Genomic DNA, 16408 nt, shown 5'->3' with positions numbered 1-16408 from the left:
TTGGGTTATGATTGATGCGATTCTTCTTTACTCATTATGGATTTTTCAAAACTAGGATTACTATTATTACTTTCTTGAATAATGCGAACTAGTTGGTCATTAGCACGCTTTAAAAAAGTGTCGTCTTTCAAAATCAATCGATAGGTATTAAGCCTTTTTAAAGGCGCTGTGGCGAACTGAGTTGCAATCAGTAAGATAATAAAAATGGTTATCGAGGCAATGATTATATTAATCATTGAATTTGATCTAAAAACGGTATCAAGATTCGATATTACCATAATAAAAGCGAGAATGAACCCAACACATAATAGGATGACTTCTTTAACTAAAAAAGGATTGACTGCCGTTATTTTATTTTGTCTGATACAAAAGTATTGGGTTAGTGAATTTAATTGTAATAAATTGATGATGTTTTTAATGTCAGCATTAATTAACGAAATTGCGATTCTTTCTTTATTCATGTCACCGGTTTGATAAAAACAGACCTTGTCCCAAAGAAGTTTACTTTTAATATTATTCAAGTAATCCTTTTGGTATTTTGGCTTAGGTGTCTTTTCTAAAATATCAGCATATATAATGATATTATCGAGGTATTGATTGGGTGATCTTTTTCGATTGAAAAACCATAAAAATGAAAGTGCGAAAATGATCACGAAATTTAACCAATTAGTGTCGAGTAATGTTATGAGTTCCACTTTCGTTTTCCTTGCGTTGAACAGTATTAGTTATTGTAAATGATATTAAGTTTTGTGTGTATTATTTATATACAAAAAAGCATTTATTGGGGCGATAAGTGCTGTTTTTAAGCTGTTATGACGTTTTTAAAGGATTATTGGTTGACTTATTTTAGCTAAAGGCGTATAAATTGCCCGCCTTTGAGCTTTTCTTACTTTTTTAACTATTAGGTGGTTAAAAATGAGGGTTAAGAAAAGTTGAAATACAAAGTGTTGAGTTCAATTTTATAGGAGAACTATGGACGCTCAATCGGGTCACCCCATATATGGGGAGATGTATTCAAACACAAATCATTATCGGTTAATGAACCTGTCTAAATAATCATTTTTTCAGTTCACGCGCCGAAATTGATCGAACGGTAACGGTGAACGATATGCAATTTTTTACACGCTATCACACAAATTCAAAACATCATGGTGCGCACATCTTAATGTTGTGTTCATTACTTTTTTCAGAAAAACATTTAGAACCACCGAGTTGTATCTAATTCTTAATTAAATTATCTCGCTAGATTTTTTTTTGCTCAGCCATCGCTTTGAGTGCGGTCGTGCTGTGGCATTAAAGTCTTAGCTATTCAATTAGTTACTTTGCTTATTGTTATTTTTTAACAGTGAGTAGGCATATTTTTGTCTAAAAAATTATGAATATAGGTACATAAGATGACCAAAAACACTACAAAAATTCATTCACAAACAAGCTCAGATATTAAAGCAATTCATGAAGCTCAACATAGCTTAGATAGCATTTTATCTAAATTTCAATCGAGCTTGTCCGGTTTAACGCAAGAAAATGCAAAATCAAGATTAGAAGAGTATGGCAAAAACGAAGTAGCCCGAGAAAAAGTCCCTTCAGTATTTATGCAATTATTAATGGCGTTTAATAATCCATTTATTTTTGTGTTACTTATTTTAGCGGTGGTTAGTTTTGTCACGGATTTCTGGTTACCTTTACAAAAGGGGGAAGAAACCGATCTAACCAGTATCATTATCATTTTAACCATGGTTTCATTAAGTGGTTTATTGCGTTTTTGGCAAGAGTTTCGATCTAATAAAGCCGCTGAAGCGCTCAAATCGATGATTCGAACAACAGCAACGGTATTAAGACGTCCGCATAAGGATATGAATCCTGAACATTTTGAAATTCCGTTAAGCGAGATTGTGCCTGGCGATATTGTCTTTTTATCGGCAGGGGATATGATTCCTGCGGATATCCGCTTAATTGAATCACGAGATCTTTTTGTCAGCCAAGCGGTACTGACAGGTGAGTCTATACCTGTTGAAAAATATGACACTTTAGGCGCCGTTTCACAAAAGACAACCGATGAAATTAATGCATCGGATATTGATAAAGATAATGTTCTTGATGTGAATAACGTCTGTTTTATGGGGACGAATGTGGTAAGTGGAACAGCTAAGGCAATTGTGGTTGCCACAGGTGCAGACACGCATTTTGGATCATTAGCTAAATCCATTGTTGGTTCCCGTGCTGAAACGTCATTCGATCGAGGTGTGAATAGTGTTAGTTGGTTACTGATCCGTTTTATGCTTATTATGGTGCCAATTGTTTTTGTGATAAATGGTATTTCAAAAGGAGATTGGGGCGATGCGGCTTTGTTTGCTTTGGCGGTAGCGGTTGGATTAACGCCTGAAATGTTGCCGATGATTGTCAGTGCTAACCTGGCTAAAGGTGCGGTTGGAATGGCAAAGCGTAAGGTTGTTGTGAAACGTCTTAATGCGATTCAAAATTTTGGTGCAATGGATATTTTATGTACCGACAAAACGGGAACATTGACACAAGATAAAATTATCCTTGAACATCATCTTGATAGTCATGGTCAAGTTGACCCAGCTGTATTAGAACTTGCTTGGTTAAACAGCTATTATCAAAGTGGTATGAAAAACCTAATGGATAAAGCCATTATCCGTTTCACTGAAGAGAAAACCAGTGTTAAAAAAGTCGGGGTTGGACTTTATAAAAAGATTGATGAATTGCCATTTGATTTTGTTCGTCGTCGTTTATCGGTTGTGGTGCAAAATGGTAATGATGATCATTTGATGATTTGCAAAGGTGCCGTTGAAGAGATGCTGTCTATTTCTCGTTATGTTTATCAAGACGGTGAATATTTGCCATTAGATGAAAAACGCAAACAAGAGTTAATCGAACTTGCTCATAACTACAATAAAGAAGGATTCCGAGTTTTAGCGGTGGGATTAAAAAATATTTCTGCTTCACAAACAAAAACGCAATACAGTGTCCAAGATGAGACTGATCTTGCAATTCGAGGGTTCTTAACGTTTTTAGATCCGCCAAAAGAGAGCGCATACGAAGCCATTTCTGCATTAAATGAACATGGTGTAGGGGTAAAAGTTTTAACTGGTGATAATGAAATTATTACCATAAAAGTGTGTCGTGAAGTGGGTCTAGAGCCAGGAACTCCCTTACTGGGTACCGAAATTGAAAAAATGGATGATGATGAACTCAAAGAACAAATTGAGCAACGTACTATTTTTGCTAAATTAACACCTTTACAAAAATCACGAATCATCCGTTTATTACAAGAAAATGGTCATACAGTGGGTTTTTTAGGCGATGGTATCAATGATGCGCCTGCATTACGTGACGCCGATGTTGGTATATCGGTGGATACTGCAACCGACATTGCGAAAGAATCAGCGGATATCATTTTGCTTGAAAAGAGTTTAATGGTGTTAGAAGAAGGGGTAATTTGCGGTCGAGAAACATTCGGTAATATTATGAAGTATTTGAATATGACTGCCAGTTCAAACTTTGGTAATATTTTTTCGGTGTTAGTTGCCAGTGCATTTTTACCTTTTTTACCTATGCTAGCAATTCATTTGTTGATCCAAAATTTATTGTATGATATTTCACAATTATCATTACCTTGGGATAAAATGGATGATGAGTTTTTACAAAAGCCTCGTAAATGGGATGCGCAAAATATCAAACGATTTATGATTTGGATTGGACCAACATCTTCTATTTTTGATATTACTACCTATGCGTTAATGTGGTTTGTGTTCAGTGCAAATAGTGTCGAAGTACAATCATTATTCCATTCTGGTTGGTTTATTGAAGGGTTACTTTCACAAACTTTAGTTGTGCATATGTTAAGAACACAAAAAATTCCATTTGTTCAAAGTACAGCAGCGTTTCCGGTCATTGTGATGACATTATTGATAATGATCGTAGGTATTTATATCCCATTTTCTCCAATAGGAAGTTTGATTGGTCTTGCTCCTTTACCTTGGTCATATTTCCCATGGTTAATTGCCACACTACTATCTTATTGTTTTGTTGCGCAGTTAATGAAACGAATTTATATAAAACGTTTTGGGCAATGGTTCTAAATTTGTTGGTAGCGCAAGTAGGCGATATGGAAGTCGCTTACTAAATAACCAAAATAATTGGTAATACCATTAATTTATGCTAAAGTAACTACCATTATTGGAGATGGCGAGTATTTTATACAAAATACCTGATAAGGATATTGCTAGTCACTCTTTAAAAATTCCATACATTTTCGTGGTGTGATAACTATAACAAAAAGAGGAAATTAAAATATGAAAACTCCACATAAAAATATTATTGTATTGATTAAAAATCGTAAAAAAAGAACGACAAAAGAACAATTAAACAAGTAAAAATTCGCTTTATTATTAAATTTTTTAGTTTTTGTTTTATCTGTTATCATCATAAACCCCTTGTTTGGGGTTTATTTATATTTATTGCTTTTGATAAAAGCACCTACATCAATATTGTTTTCACAACACTAATTTTTTGAATAAAGATTGACTAATACGCTATTGATGTTTTATCCCGTATTTATGCCTGATTTTTTAAGATTGTGTGTATTTCATCTTTAAGTTTAAGTTTCTGTTTTTTTTAAGTTTTCGATAGTTTCGGATGTGTCGATTTCGATACCTGACTCAATATTTTTAATTTTTTGATCCAAAGCATTATGTTGATCAAATAATTTTTGAAATCGTAAATCTGTATTTTTTAATTTTGAAATTAATTCTCGATATTCTGGAAACATAGTAGCTCCTTATGTTGGCTAATGAATGGTTAAATCGTCGATATTGCATTCTTAGCTTACAATATTACTGATTGTTTTAATAGCAATTTAATGAGGATTTAATGTATGAGTGAATCTATCGTTATAGCCAAAAGCAATGGCAAGGATTTATCTATTATCAGCGCATTAGCCAATCGTCATGGTCTCATTTCTGGTGCAACAGGTACCGGTAAAACAGTGACGCTTCAAAAAATGGCAGAGAGTTTTTCTCATATAGGTGTACCGGTATTTTTGGCTGATGTTAAAGGTGATTTGACCGGTTTGGGTGAGAAAGGGATTTTAACAGATAAACTTAAAGCACGCCTAACAAGCATTGGGGTAACTGATTGGAAACCTGAAGCCTCGCCCATTGAATTGTGGGATGTGTTTGCAGAAAAAGGGATTCCGGTGCGAAGTACCGTTTCGGATATTGGTCCAATTTTATTAGCACGATTATTAAATCTTAATGATATTCAATCAGATGTATTACAACTGGTATTTAAAATTGCCGATGACAATAATCTTTTATTACTGGATTTTAAAGATTTACGAGCCTTAGTGCAGTTAATTGGTGATAATGCAAAAAAATTTACGTCTGAATACGGCAATATTTCTTTATCATCGATTGGTGCCATACAACGCAGTTTATTATCGCTTGATCAAGAAGGGGCAGAATATTTTTTAGGTGAACCTATGCTTGATATTCAAGATTTAATGAAAACCGATGCCAACGGTCACGGTATGATTAATATTTTAGCAGCGGATAAATTATATAACTCACCTAAATTGTATTCTGTTTTTTTGTTGTGGTTGCTGTCAGAACTGTTTGAACATATGCCTGAAATTGGTGATCCTGATAAACCTAAATTAGTCTTCTTTTTTGATGAAGCGCATTTACTATTTAATGATATTACTCCCGCTTTATTACAGAAAATTGAGCAGGTAGTCAGACTGATTCGCTCTAAAGGCGTTGGTATCTATTTTGTTACTCAAAATCCTACCGATATTCCCGATACCGTTCTTGGTCAGCTTGGCAATCGTGTCCAACATGCGCTTAGGGCATTTACGCCTAAAGATCAAAAAGCAGTAAAAGCCGCGGCTCAAACTATGCGAGCTAATCCCAATTTAGATACCGAAAAAGTGATTATGGAATTAGCTGTCGGCGAAGCCTTAATTTCTTTTTTAGATGAGAAAGGGCGTCCTAATATGGTCGAGCGTGGTTTTGTTATTGCACCAAATTCTAAAATTGGTCCAATTACACCTGAAAAAATTCCTGAGATTATTAAACAATCGCTATTTTATGATAAATATGCTAAAACTGTCGATCGGCAATCCGCTTATGAGAAAATAAAAGCAGGTTTTTCATTGGATAATTCAGCTAACGTTCAATCAGCTGATGATGATAATTCAACAGAACCAGCTGAAAAATCCAGTAGTGGTGGTTGGTTAGATATGCTAAGTTCTCTGTTTTTTGGTCATAAAGGCCCAAGAGGTGGTCAACAAGATGGCTTTGCGCAAAAAGTTGCTCGAAGCGCAACGCGACAAGTAGCCAATGAAATCGGTCGACGCATTACTCGTGGTATTTTAGGTGGATTTAAACGATAAATGCATTGGGCTTATAATTTATCGTATTGAAACTTAATCTAATATAAACAGCAAAATAGGAGTGTTTGCAATGTTTAAATTGTTTGTGGAATGGTATAAAAGACGATTCAGTGATCCGCATGTGGTATCGTTGATAGTGGTTTTAGTCTTCCTGTTTTTAATTATTTATTTTTTTAATAAAATTCTTTTACCCGTTTTCATTGCAATCGTGCTTTCCTATTTGCTTGATACCCCAGTCAATTTTTTGTATCGAAAGGGCATTCCACGCACTTTTGCGGTTATCATTGTATTACTCATTTTTCTTCTTGTTGTTTTAGCATGTTTTATGATTCTGGTACCTTTAGTTTGGCAACAAAGTATTAGTTTGATAACCAATATTCCAAACATGCTCAATTTTGCTAATAAGTTTTTGACATCACTGCCGGAACACTACCCCGAACTGATTGATGTTGGATTATTTGATTCTATTATTCAAGGCATTACTAGCAGGGTCGTGCAAACCGGAAATTCGTTATTACAATTCTCTATTGTTTCCCTGTTTGGTCTTGTTTCAGTTGCAATTAATGCCGTGCTAGTCCCTATTATGATGTTTTTCTTTTTGAAAGATAAAGCAAAAATATGGGGATATTGTTCTCGTATTCTGCCTAAAAATCGAGGAGTGTTAAATAAAGTCGCCGCTGAAATGGATACGCAAATTGCTAACTATATTGTAGGCAATGTTTTGCATATTCTTATTCTAGGTATTAGCGTGTATATTCCATTTTGGTTTTTTGGTTTAGATTATGGATTATTATTGGCGGTAATTGTTGGGCTTTCGGTGTTGATTCCTTATATTGGGATTATTATTTCAAGTATTCCGGTTATTCTTATTGCTCTATTCCAATGGGGCATCAGTCCAGAATTTGGGTATTTGATTTTCTTTTATGTGCTTATTCAGGCTTTAGACGGTAATTTGTTAGTTCCTTGTCTTTTTTCCGAGAAATTGAATCTTCATCCATTAGTAATTATTTTAGCGGTGATTGTATTTGGTGGATTATGGGGATTTTGGGGAATATTTTTTGCTATCCCACTTGCCACTTTAGTCAAAGCAATTATTAATGCTTGGCCAAATCCGGATGAGATTAATAGTTTTGATAAAGTAAAAGCAGATTAGGTTAATCTGCTTTTAAGATGTCTATTTTGAGTGGTTTTTGAGGTAATCTAAAACCACTTCATGGTGATTACTGGTTTTGAAATCGTCAAAGACTTTTTCGATTTTTCCATCAGTCCCAATTAAGAAACTAATACGGTGAATGCCGTCATAGGTTTTTCCCATAAACTCTTTTTCACCCCATGTGCCAAAAGCTTCACATAATTCATGATTTTCATCAGAAAGCAACGTAAAGTTTAATAATTCTTTTTCTGAAAATCTTGATAACTTTTCTGGCTTATCTGTACTAATGCCAATGATTACCACATTGTATTTTTTGAGGTCATCAGCACAATCCCGTAAATTACAAGCTTGAACTGTACAGCCAGGTGTCATGGCTTTGGGATAGAAATAGATCAACATACGTTGACCTTTAAAGTCTTTAGAGCTTATTAGCTCTCCATCTTGGTCAGGCAACGAAAATTGAGGTGCTTTTTCACCTTCTTTAAGTGGATTAACCATAAATTAATTACCTATGTTAATAGTTTAATATTTTAATCGCTAATGGTATCAAAAACTTTGTGTCATCAATTTAACTTATCTTACTAAAAAAACGACTTGCTGCATCAATAGTATGATTGATTTCTTTATCTGTGTGCATAAGTGACATGAAACCTGCTTCAAAAGCTGACGGTGCAAAGTAAACACCTTCAGTGAGCATATGATGATAGAATTTTTTGAATAATTCAATATCACAATTCATTACATCTTGATAACTGCTTACTTCGGAAGCATTTGTAAAGAAAAATCCAAACATCGCACCCGCTTGATTAACCGCAAAAGGAACTTTATGCTGTCTGGCAGCGGATAAAAGTCCGTTTGTTAGCGTTTTAGTTTTCTCCTCTAATTCTTGATAAATACCTACGTCCATCAATTTGGTTAAGGTTGCATATCCGGCTGCCATGGCAACAGGATTACCCGAAAGCGTACCAGCTTGATAAATTGGTCCGGTTGGCGCTAATTGTTGCATGATATCTGCACGACCACCAAATGCGCCCACAGGCATTCCCCCTCCAATGATTTTACCTAAACAAGTCAAATCGGGGACAATGTCATAATAATCTTGCGCTCCACCTAGTGCTACCCTAAATCCTGTCATCACTTCATCAATAATTAACAATGCCCCATATTCATCACAAAGCGCTCTTAATCCTTGTAAAAACGATTTTTTAGCCGGGATACAATTCATGTTGCCGGCAACGGGCTCAATAATAATCGCGGCAATTTCATTTGGATATTGTTCAAACTGTTTTTTAACTGATTCAAGGTTGTTATAATCACATACTAAAGTATGCTTAACAAAATCATTAGGTACGCCGGGTGACGTCGGATGTCCAAAAGTAAGGGCTCCTGATCCTGCTTTTACCAATAGATAATCAGCATGACCATGATAGCATCCTTCAAATTTAATGATTTTATCACGCCCGGTAAAACCCCGTGCCACGCGTATTGCACTCATGGTTGCTTCAGTACCTGAGTTGACCATGCGTAGCATCTCTATCGATGGCATAAGTTCAGTGACTAAATTGGCGACTTTGGTTTCAATTTCAGTCGGAGCACCAAAACTGAGTCCATTACGCACAGCGTGAATGACTGCGTCAGCTACGTCTGGATCATTGTGTCCAAGAATCATTGGACCCCATGAGCCTACATAATCGATATAGGCTTTTTCATCAACATCATAAATATAAGCACCATTGGCACGCTCAATAAATAAGGGTATTCCACCCACGCCATTAAAAGCCCGTACTGGTGAATTTACACCACCAGGTAAAACGGATAAAGCTTGATGAAAGAATATTTCGGATTTTAATGATTTTGTAAACATATGTTGTATTCTCATTGAAGAAATATGGTGGTATTTATTCATAGTTTCAAAATTATTTCAAGCAACTAAACAAAAATTTAAATAATAGAGTTTTTCATTTTGTAATTTCTTTTTTACACAGTATATAATAAGCAGATCAAGATAGTAGGAGAATAAAATGGGCAATGCTTTACCAATTAACTTTACTGATGCTGCAGCGAATAAAGTAAAAGCGTTAGTCACCGAAGAAGAAAACCCAAATCTTAAATTAAGGGTTTATATTACAGGTGGAGGATGTAGTGGATTTCAGTATGGGTTTACTTTTGACGAGAAAGTAAACGAAGATGATTTAGCCATAGAGAAAAATGGGGTATCGTTGGTTATCGATCCTATGAGTTTACAATACTTAGTTGGCGGTACCATTGATTATGTAGAAGGATTACAAGGCTCACGTTTTGTGGTTGATAATCCTAATGCAACAACGACTTGTGGTTGTGGTTCGTCATTTAGTGTTTAATCTTCAGACCCAAAAATTTTGGGTCTGCGTTCTAAGCAATAATTCATTTTAGAGTTGTTAATATCATAGATAAAAGTTACTCCAATAACATTTCCTTACCAAACTAATCTTGTCACTAAAAAGTTTAATTATAGCGCTATTTTTTGAGCATACTCAGCCGTTAGCTATTGATCCATTAAAACAGTATGGATGATTACATTATTTTTGTTCAAGCAGTGGATCTGGCTTATCTAAAAAATTGAATTTTATTAAACAACTAAAACATCTTTAATTAAATGATTGATAAAGTTTTTTAGTAAAATGTTGATATAAGTTAGTAATAATATGCTTACAAAGGTGTCGTTAAGACAGTGATAAAATAAGTCGATGAAAGAAGGATAAAGAGAGATAGATGTGGTGCCCGGGGCGAGACTTGAACTCGCACGGCCAAAAAGGCCGAGGGATTTTAAATCCCTTGTGTCTACCGATTTCACCACCCGGGCTCAAAACGATTCGTTAAAAATAAATGCGTTTCGAATGCAGTGCATTTTACCCATCTTAATTTCTACGTCAATAGAAATTTAAAAAAAATTGATTAACCGCTCAATGTTTATCATATTTCTGTTTTATTTTAGTCTGTTTCTCTATAACCTTATCGTTGCGTTATAGAATTATTCTGTAAAAGTTGGTCTTAATTAATTCCTTATTAGGAATCTAATTTATTGGTGATCCATTTAACTAATTTCATTTTCCTTTCTCTTGAACAATAGACCCAATAACCTTTTATCACTGAGGGTATAGTTAATTTTATCAGCCATCTGTCATCTTTTTCGATATCATTAGGAAGAACAATGTCCCGTAACACAATATCGATGTCTGAATTAAGTTTTTTAACAATCCAGTCTGATAACGTCATATTGGCTTTTTTGGCTAATTTTTTCCATTTTATAAATTTTTTTTTCTGAGTATGAAAACAAAAACTTATTTGTTTAGTGTTTGAATCAGTAAACATATTTCTTTCCTGTTAAAACTTTATTAATTTTAGATTTTAACCTCTATTCCTTAATAGATTAACGCATACTAGGTTAAGATTTTATTTTTGAGATTATTTTTTTGATTTTAATGGCATTAAATTGATGCTTAAATAACAACAATTACTTGTCATTTGACTGGGTTCGGTTAACTTGAGGAACAACCAAGGATATTTACTCCATTAACATTTGATGTCATCTTTTATGGTTTGTATTTATAACAAACTGCTTACCCGTCTAAGTATATTGTAGTTCACCTTTTTTATAATGACATGAATATCAATTAATATTTAATCAATAATTATGCATGATTAAAATAATCGGTTTAGCATTATTTCTGATTTTAATCACTTAATCAAATTTATTTTGGCGATTAATATTTGATATTTCTTACATGTAACCTATTGAATTAAGTTAAAATAAGTAAATAATTTTAATTTTTTATTTAAGAAATGAATGGAAAAGCAAATTTTCGATCTGGCTTGAAAACCGATTTTTATCGAAATCATCAGACAATATCCTAACTAGGCTTAGGATGAGCGAAGCGTTTCTAGTATTCCTTAATTGTAATTATCAAATTGTCTATCTTTTAAATGGCATACAATATGAATTCTGACTCTTAGTTTCAATATAAGTTCAAATTTTTCATGTTTATTAAAAAAATTAAATTGGTAAATTCACTTTTCTTTTTTATTTTAAACATGTATTTTATATACCTGTTTTAGTGAGAGGAAAGAAAACAGGAGTAATGATGTTTTGTATTCAGTGTGAGCAAACAATAATAAAATCAAATGAAAAAGGGTGTAGTTATTCTAAAGGAATGTGTGGTAAAACAGCAGAAGTTTCTGATCTTCAAGATGTTTTAGTCGCCAGTTTGCAAAAGGTTTCATTTTGGGCGGCCATTTGTCGTAGACATGACATTGTGGACAGACAGATCGATAGATGGTGTGCACAAACATTTTTCTCAACGTTAACTAATGTGAATTTTGATGCAGACAGAATGTTGGCGTATCTTGCAGAAGCCGATATCTATTCTCAAAAATTAGAACAGCTAGCCAAAGTTGCTGTACTACAATTTAATGAACATTTACCTGCGTTAACCTATGTAGCCCAATTAAATTTTCCTAAAACTAAGCAAGAATTATTGGATTTTTCTTCTTTAGTGATGTTAAAGCACGATCAAGATAAAGTCGGAAAGGATGTCATTGGACTGCGCTTATTAGCACTATATGGATTGAAAGGGGCAGCTGCTTATATGGAACACGCTGCTGTTTTGGGGCAATTTAATCAAGATATTTACACCGAATATCATGAAATGATGAGTTTTCTTGGCGATAATCCTTCTGACATTAATAAATTATTTCAATTATCCATGCAAATAGGACGATTGAATTATAAAGTAATGGGAATGCTTGATGCCGGCGCTACCAATACTTTTGGCGATCCTATCCCAACTAAAGTCAATACTAGACCTGTTACAGGTAAATGTATTCTTGTCTCTGGTCACGATTTTCATGATTTGCGTTTGATATTAGAACAGACTCAAGATAAAGGCATTAATGTGTATACACACGGCGAAATGTTACCAGCTCATGCTTATCCTGAATTAAAAAAATATTCACATTTAGTTGGAAACTACGGTACAGCTTGGCAAAATCAACAGACTGAATTTGCTAATTTTCCTGGTGCTATCGTCATGACGTCTAACTGTATTATTAATCCTTTTACTAAAGGCTATGCAGAGCGCATCTTTACCCGAAGTATGGTTGGCTGGCCAGGTGTCACTCATATTGAAACAGATGATTTTAGTCCCGTTATTGAGTGTGCATTGAACCAACCCGGATTTGATTACACGGAATTAGAGCATTTTATTACTGTCGGCTTTGCCCGTAATACTTTATTAAATGTAGCACCAACGGTTGTCGAACAAGTTAAAGCAGGTAATATTAAGCATTTCTTTTTAATTGGTGGATGTGACGGCAGTAAAAGTGAACGGCATTATTATACCGAAATGGCAAATCAAGTCCCTAAAGATAGTGTTATTTTAACTTTAGGTTGTGGTAAATATCGGTTTAATATGCAAAATTTCGGCAATATCAACGGCATCCCTCGATTAATTGATATTGGGCAATGTAATGATGCTTATTCCGCAGTGCAATTAGCATTGGCGTTGGTTGAAGCTTTTGGATGTGGCGTGAATGAATTACCATTGACTTTGGTTTTATCATGGTTTGAACAGAAAGCTATAGTTATATTATTGACATTATTGTCGCTAGGTATCAAAGGAATTTATGCAGGGCCTTCAATGCCTGAATTTTTAACCGATAATATATTGAATATTTTACAAGATAAATTTGATCTTCGTATGACTTCTCAAGCCAGTAAAGATCTAAATCAAATACTAAATTATTGTGCAGCATAACAAAACTTAAACTGATTGTTATCCTCATGTTGTTGAAGAGGATAACACCATGATAATTTAGTTTTTTAACTTGGTAATAAAAATTCAATTAGTCATAAAAAGAGGGTTAATTTAATCATTGATATTGCCTATAATGTGAGATGATAAGTTTTTTAAGTAGATAGGAAAAATCAGTGCAATTATCAAGTTTTACCGATTACAGTATACGTGTGCTTCTTTATTTATCCACGGTAGATGGTGATCAGCTAGTCAGTATCGCAGATATTAGTCATTATTTTAAAATTTCTAAAAATCATTTGGTTAAAGTCGTTTATAATTTAAGTAAATTAGGTTATGTCGAGACCAAGCAAGGAAAAAATGGTGGCATTAAATTAAAAATAGAAAAAAAACTGATTAATATTGGTACTGTGGTTAGACAAATAGAACCGCTAAATCTTCTTAATTGCAGTTTATCATTTTGTCATATCAGTCCTGCTTGTCGTTTAAAATACTATCTGTCGGATGCTAAAGAAGCATTTTTGAAAGAGCTTGAAAAGTATACGATAGAAGATATTATGGACCCTAATGTGCAATTAAATAACTTTAACTAACAAGTTTAATTAGCTAAAGTTAATTTAATTAGGTGGTTATTTTTTTAAGTGGGTTTTAAGCTGACTTATCTTCAGTTTTATCATATGGGTAGATGATGAGTTTATTATCAAACCATTCTGCACAAAAAATGTCTTCGACTTTTTCATATCCTTGTTTATGGATTTCCTGCATGAGCCAATCTTCATCTTTTTTGAGTTGTTCAAGATTATCTTGACTAATACAGCCATTTTCGATGATCAGTTCAGCAATATCTTTTTCACCTTTCTTAATAATGGTTAGCGAACCATTTAATTCATACCAAACTTGTTTTAATTGACTAAATGAGGATATTCCTTGTATGTTCACTAAAGTTTCAAAATCACGTACAGGCAAGTTTGCCTTGGCAAAATTATCTGTTAATAATTTTCCGTTTTTAACTAACTGAATTGCTTCACCGTCAATCGCATCTCTTAATCGAGAATTTTTTGATTTAATAAAGCGAATTAAAATTAATAACGCTGCCCAAATTGCGACAAGCCCAGCGGCTTCCCAAGCTGAAACGGTTGGACTGAGTAAAGCTCCCCCGACTAACGCACCGATTACCATACTACCAACCTGATCTAACTGAGACATCGGGGCAATTTGACTTTTACCCGATAGTTTCACGTAAATAAGTAAAATGATGAGTGCAAGTAAAAATTTCGGTGCCATTTGTAGTAAATACATTTCCAACCTCCAAATTAAAAAGTTATTTTAAGTGGCATTGATCCATGCCTTTTTAGAGAAATAAAAAATTAAATTTAAAATGGTCGAGATTAGATTTAGTGAGTTCTAATTTATGAAGAATTTTTGTTAAAAACGTGTTTTTTCTTGAAATGCAGGTTTTATTATATCTGATTTTTGGAAAATTAATGAGAAAATTATTGTCAGTTGGATTGTAAATTAATCAAATCTAAACTTGATTTTTTACTGATAGACGTTTATATATAATAGTGATAAGTAATGTGCTTATCACTAACCTACAACATACGAGGAGCTAATAATGGTACAAAAATTTGCTTCATACGGTAGTGATGTTTCAGCTGGCACTTATAAGTGTGCTGATTGCGGTTATACTTTTTCCAATCAAAGTAAAAAATCCTTGCCACCATGTCCGGATCATAACAAAAAACCACATATCAAAAATGGTTGGTATATTGTTTCAGGACAGGGCGATTCAGTAAAAGATCCTCATCCAGATAAAAAAAAGTAGACGACCATTGCTAAAATACATTCGCTATCTATTTGTTTTGGTTATGAATAGTATAAAAAAAGGAGCGTTGCTTGTTTTTCTACTTATGAAAGCTGCATGATGAAATCAGTAACGCTCTAATCATGATTTAATCCTTATCTTTATATGTAAGCTGATCTAAAAAAAGTGATTAACTTAAAGGTGTTAATAAGCGCAAAACGTGTTATCTTTTATAAGATAACGATTTTATTAAATCGAAATAGTTGCGGATTTTCAGTTTTCAACATCACAATGAATTTTATAATTAGGCAATAAACAAAATATTAACGTAGTTGACTGTCTTTGCTGCCTCGACGATTATATAAAATCGCCGCTTTAGCAGACTGTTTATCCAGTTCTTGTTGGCAGTTTAAACAATATTGTACGCCAGGTAATGCAAGCTTTCGTGCTTTTGGAATAGGATCACCGCATTCAATGCAGAAATCAGCACTTTGAGCACCTTGTTTAAGTTGGCGTCTAGCATTTTCGATAGCATCTGCAATGGTGCTTTCAATTTGTTGATTAACGGCATCGTCAGATGCCCAACCACTAGCCATATTCGATCCTCCTAAAACTGAGATGGTTAGCTTGTGAAATGGTGATTTTTTAAGCTTTTTCAAGGGGTGTCTTTTAAAATCATTTTTATTGGAGATTATTATGCAACAATATGAGCAAGCAACATTCGCCGGCGGTTGTTTTTGGTGTATGGTCAAACCGTTCGATCAATACGAAGGTGTTATTAGTGTGGTGTCGGGTTATACGGGTGGGCATGTAGTAAACCCTACCTATGAACAAGTATGTCAAGGTGATACCGGACATACTGAAGCCGTTCAAATTACGTTTGATCCCAAGAAAATTAGTTATAAAAAGTTATTAGATATTTTTTGGCAACAAATTGATCCTACGGATCAACATGGTCAGTTTGCTGATCGAGGAGATTCTTACCGTCCGGTTATTTTTTATCATAATCAATTCCAACATAATTTAGCACTAGAATCGAAAAAAGAGTTAGAGGCAAGTGGTCGTTTTACTCACCCGATTCAAGTCGCTATTGAACCCGCTGTCGCTTTTTATCCAGCTGAAGAGTATCATCAAGACTTTTATAAAAAACAGTCACAACATTACAATCGTTATTATCAATTGTCCGGGCGTTCGTCATTTTTGTCACAGCATTGGCAAGATAAATCTAAACCTAAAAGTGAGTAAGT

The 16408-nt window shown here is 34.1% G+C and carries 14 protein-coding genes, 1 tRNA gene and 1 pseudogene; 8 read left to right on the top strand and 8 right to left on the bottom strand.

Translation table 11 applies throughout. The features are described from left to right. Positions 1 to 5: 5 nt before the first annotated feature. Entirely contained in the window at positions 6 to 695 is a 690-nt protein-coding gene (locus J3U36_RS06700) for a hypothetical protein (RefSeq protein WP_267380628.1), read from the bottom strand. Positions 696 to 1394: 699 nt separating this feature from the next. Here J3U36_RS06700 and mgtA point away from each other — a divergent pair. Further along, on the top strand, positions 1395 to 4103 hold the full coding sequence (gene mgtA, locus J3U36_RS06695) for a magnesium-translocating P-type ATPase (protein WP_267380630.1): 2709 nt from the start codon (positions 1395 to 1397) through the stop codon (positions 4101 to 4103). 475 nt (positions 4104 to 4578) lie between these two features. Here the strand turns inward: mgtA and J3U36_RS06690 are convergent. Further along, positions 4579 to 4792 (bottom strand): annotated as a pseudogene (locus J3U36_RS06690) (YdcH family protein). Between the two features lie 105 nt (positions 4793 to 4897). Between J3U36_RS06690 and J3U36_RS06685 the strand changes: the two are divergent. Together J3U36_RS06685 and J3U36_RS06680 are read left to right on the top strand one after the other, a co-directional pair. After that, positions 4898 to 6415 carry a helicase HerA-like C-terminal domain-containing protein gene (locus tag J3U36_RS06685; protein WP_267380634.1) on the top strand — a complete coding sequence of 506 codons (1518 nt, stop codon included), beginning with the start codon at positions 4898 to 4900 and terminating at the stop codon, positions 6413 to 6415. A 70-nt stretch (positions 6416 to 6485) separates the two neighbouring features. Beyond that, on the top strand, positions 6486 to 7568 hold the full coding sequence (locus J3U36_RS06680; RefSeq protein ID WP_267350769.1) for an AI-2E family transporter: 1083 nt from the start codon (positions 6486 to 6488) through the stop codon (positions 7566 to 7568). A gap of 21 nt (positions 7569 to 7589) precedes the next feature. Here J3U36_RS06680 and bcp read toward each other — a convergent pair whose 3' ends face one another. Both bcp and hemL read right to left on the bottom strand, forming a co-directional pair. Beyond that, complete coding sequence (gene bcp / locus J3U36_RS06675) at positions 7590 to 8066, bottom strand: thioredoxin-dependent thiol peroxidase (RefSeq protein WP_065558209.1); 477 nt, start codon at positions 8064 to 8066, stop codon at positions 7590 to 7592. Between the two features lie 70 nt (positions 8067 to 8136). Next, positions 8137 to 9432, bottom strand: a complete 1296-nt coding sequence (gene hemL, locus J3U36_RS06670) for a glutamate-1-semialdehyde 2,1-aminomutase (RefSeq protein ID WP_267380637.1) — start codon at positions 9430 to 9432, stop codon at positions 8137 to 8139. 157 nt (positions 9433 to 9589) lie between these two features. Between hemL and erpA the strand changes: the two genes are divergently transcribed. Beyond that, on the top strand, positions 9590 to 9928 hold the full coding sequence (gene erpA / locus J3U36_RS06665; protein ID WP_065558211.1) for an iron-sulfur cluster insertion protein ErpA: 339 nt from the start codon (positions 9590 to 9592) through the stop codon (positions 9926 to 9928). A 394-nt stretch (positions 9929 to 10322) separates the two neighbouring features. Here erpA and J3U36_RS06660 read toward each other — a convergent pair. After that, positions 10323 to 10410, bottom strand: a tRNA-Leu gene (locus J3U36_RS06660). A gap of 203 nt (positions 10411 to 10613) precedes the next feature. Continuing rightward, complete coding sequence (locus tag J3U36_RS06655; protein ID WP_065558212.1) at positions 10614 to 10919, bottom strand: hypothetical protein; 306 nt, start codon at positions 10917 to 10919, stop codon at positions 10614 to 10616. 770 nt (positions 10920 to 11689) lie between these two features. Between J3U36_RS06655 and hcp the strand changes: the two genes are divergently transcribed. After that, positions 11690 to 13360 (top strand): hydroxylamine reductase, encoded by a 1671-nt coding sequence (gene hcp / locus J3U36_RS06650; protein WP_267359582.1) that lies wholly within the window; start codon positions 11690 to 11692, stop codon positions 13358 to 13360. 173 nt (positions 13361 to 13533) lie between these two features. Beyond that, a complete protein-coding gene (locus tag J3U36_RS06645) occupies positions 13534 to 13950 on the top strand; it encodes an Rrf2 family transcriptional regulator (RefSeq protein ID WP_267350772.1) in 417 nt (138 codons plus the stop codon). Positions 13951 to 14005: 55 nt separating this feature from the next. On the opposite strand, the gene J3U36_RS06640 is transcribed toward J3U36_RS06645, so the two are convergent. Beyond that, positions 14006 to 14656, bottom strand: coding sequence for a DUF421 domain-containing protein (locus tag J3U36_RS06640; protein ID WP_081298988.1), 651 nt, complete (start codon positions 14654 to 14656; stop codon positions 14006 to 14008). Between the two features lie 316 nt (positions 14657 to 14972). Here J3U36_RS06640 and J3U36_RS06635 point away from each other — a divergent pair, with 316 nt between their 5' ends. Beyond that, positions 14973 to 15182: a hypothetical protein gene (locus J3U36_RS06635; RefSeq protein ID WP_065558216.1), complete on the top strand. Its 210-nt coding sequence runs from the start codon at positions 14973 to 14975 to the stop codon at positions 15180 to 15182. 302 nt (positions 15183 to 15484) lie between these two features. On the opposite strand, the gene J3U36_RS06630 is transcribed toward J3U36_RS06635, so the two are convergent. Continuing rightward, positions 15485 to 15757, bottom strand: a complete 273-nt coding sequence (locus J3U36_RS06630) for a DksA/TraR family C4-type zinc finger protein (protein ID WP_065558217.1) — start codon at positions 15755 to 15757, stop codon at positions 15485 to 15487. A gap of 100 nt (positions 15758 to 15857) precedes the next feature. On the opposite strand from J3U36_RS06630, the gene msrA reads away from it, so the two are divergent. Beyond that, the gene (msrA, locus tag J3U36_RS06625; protein ID WP_267350773.1) at positions 15858 to 16406 is read left to right on the top strand and encodes a peptide-methionine (S)-S-oxide reductase MsrA; all 549 of its coding nucleotides are present in this window, start codon (positions 15858 to 15860) and stop codon (positions 16404 to 16406) included. Positions 16407 to 16408 lie beyond the last annotated feature (2 nt).

The sequence above is a fragment of the Gilliamella sp. B3817 genome, from assembly GCF_026536705.1.
GTDB classification, from domain to species: Bacteria; Pseudomonadota; Gammaproteobacteria; order Enterobacterales; family Orbaceae; genus Gilliamella; species Gilliamella apicola_I.
Note: the sequence above shows the minus strand (reverse complement) of the source record. Positions and strands in the feature narration are given on the sequence as shown.

Coding starts and splice junctions, on each gene's coding strand:
- hcp (WP_267359582.1), top strand. CDS start 11,690: ATGTTTTGTATTCAGTGTGAGCAAACAATAATAAAATCAAATGAAAAA.
- J3U36_RS06685 (WP_267380634.1), top strand. CDS start 4,898: ATGAGTGAATCTATCGTTATAGCCAAAAGCAATGGCAAGGATTTATCT.
- J3U36_RS06640 (WP_081298988.1), bottom strand. CDS start 14,656: ATGTATTTACTACAAATGGCACCGAAATTTTTACTTGCACTCATCATT.
- hemL (WP_267380637.1), bottom strand. CDS start 9,432: ATGTTTACAAAATCATTAAAATCCGAAATATTCTTTCATCAAGCTTTA.
- J3U36_RS06655 (WP_065558212.1), bottom strand. CDS start 10,919: ATGTTTACTGATTCAAACACTAAACAAATAAGTTTTTGTTTTCATACT.
- erpA (WP_065558211.1), top strand. CDS start 9,590: ATGGGCAATGCTTTACCAATTAACTTTACTGATGCTGCAGCGAATAAA.
- J3U36_RS06635 (WP_065558216.1), top strand. CDS start 14,973: ATGGTACAAAAATTTGCTTCATACGGTAGTGATGTTTCAGCTGGCACT.
- J3U36_RS06680 (WP_267350769.1), top strand. CDS start 6,486: ATGTTTAAATTGTTTGTGGAATGGTATAAAAGACGATTCAGTGATCCG.
- bcp (WP_065558209.1), bottom strand. CDS start 8,066: ATGGTTAATCCACTTAAAGAAGGTGAAAAAGCACCTCAATTTTCGTTG.
- msrA (WP_267350773.1), top strand. CDS start 15,858: ATGCAACAATATGAGCAAGCAACATTCGCCGGCGGTTGTTTTTGGTGT.
- mgtA (WP_267380630.1), top strand. CDS start 1,395: ATGACCAAAAACACTACAAAAATTCATTCACAAACAAGCTCAGATATT.
- J3U36_RS06630 (WP_065558217.1), bottom strand. CDS start 15,757: ATGGCTAGTGGTTGGGCATCTGACGATGCCGTTAATCAACAAATTGAA.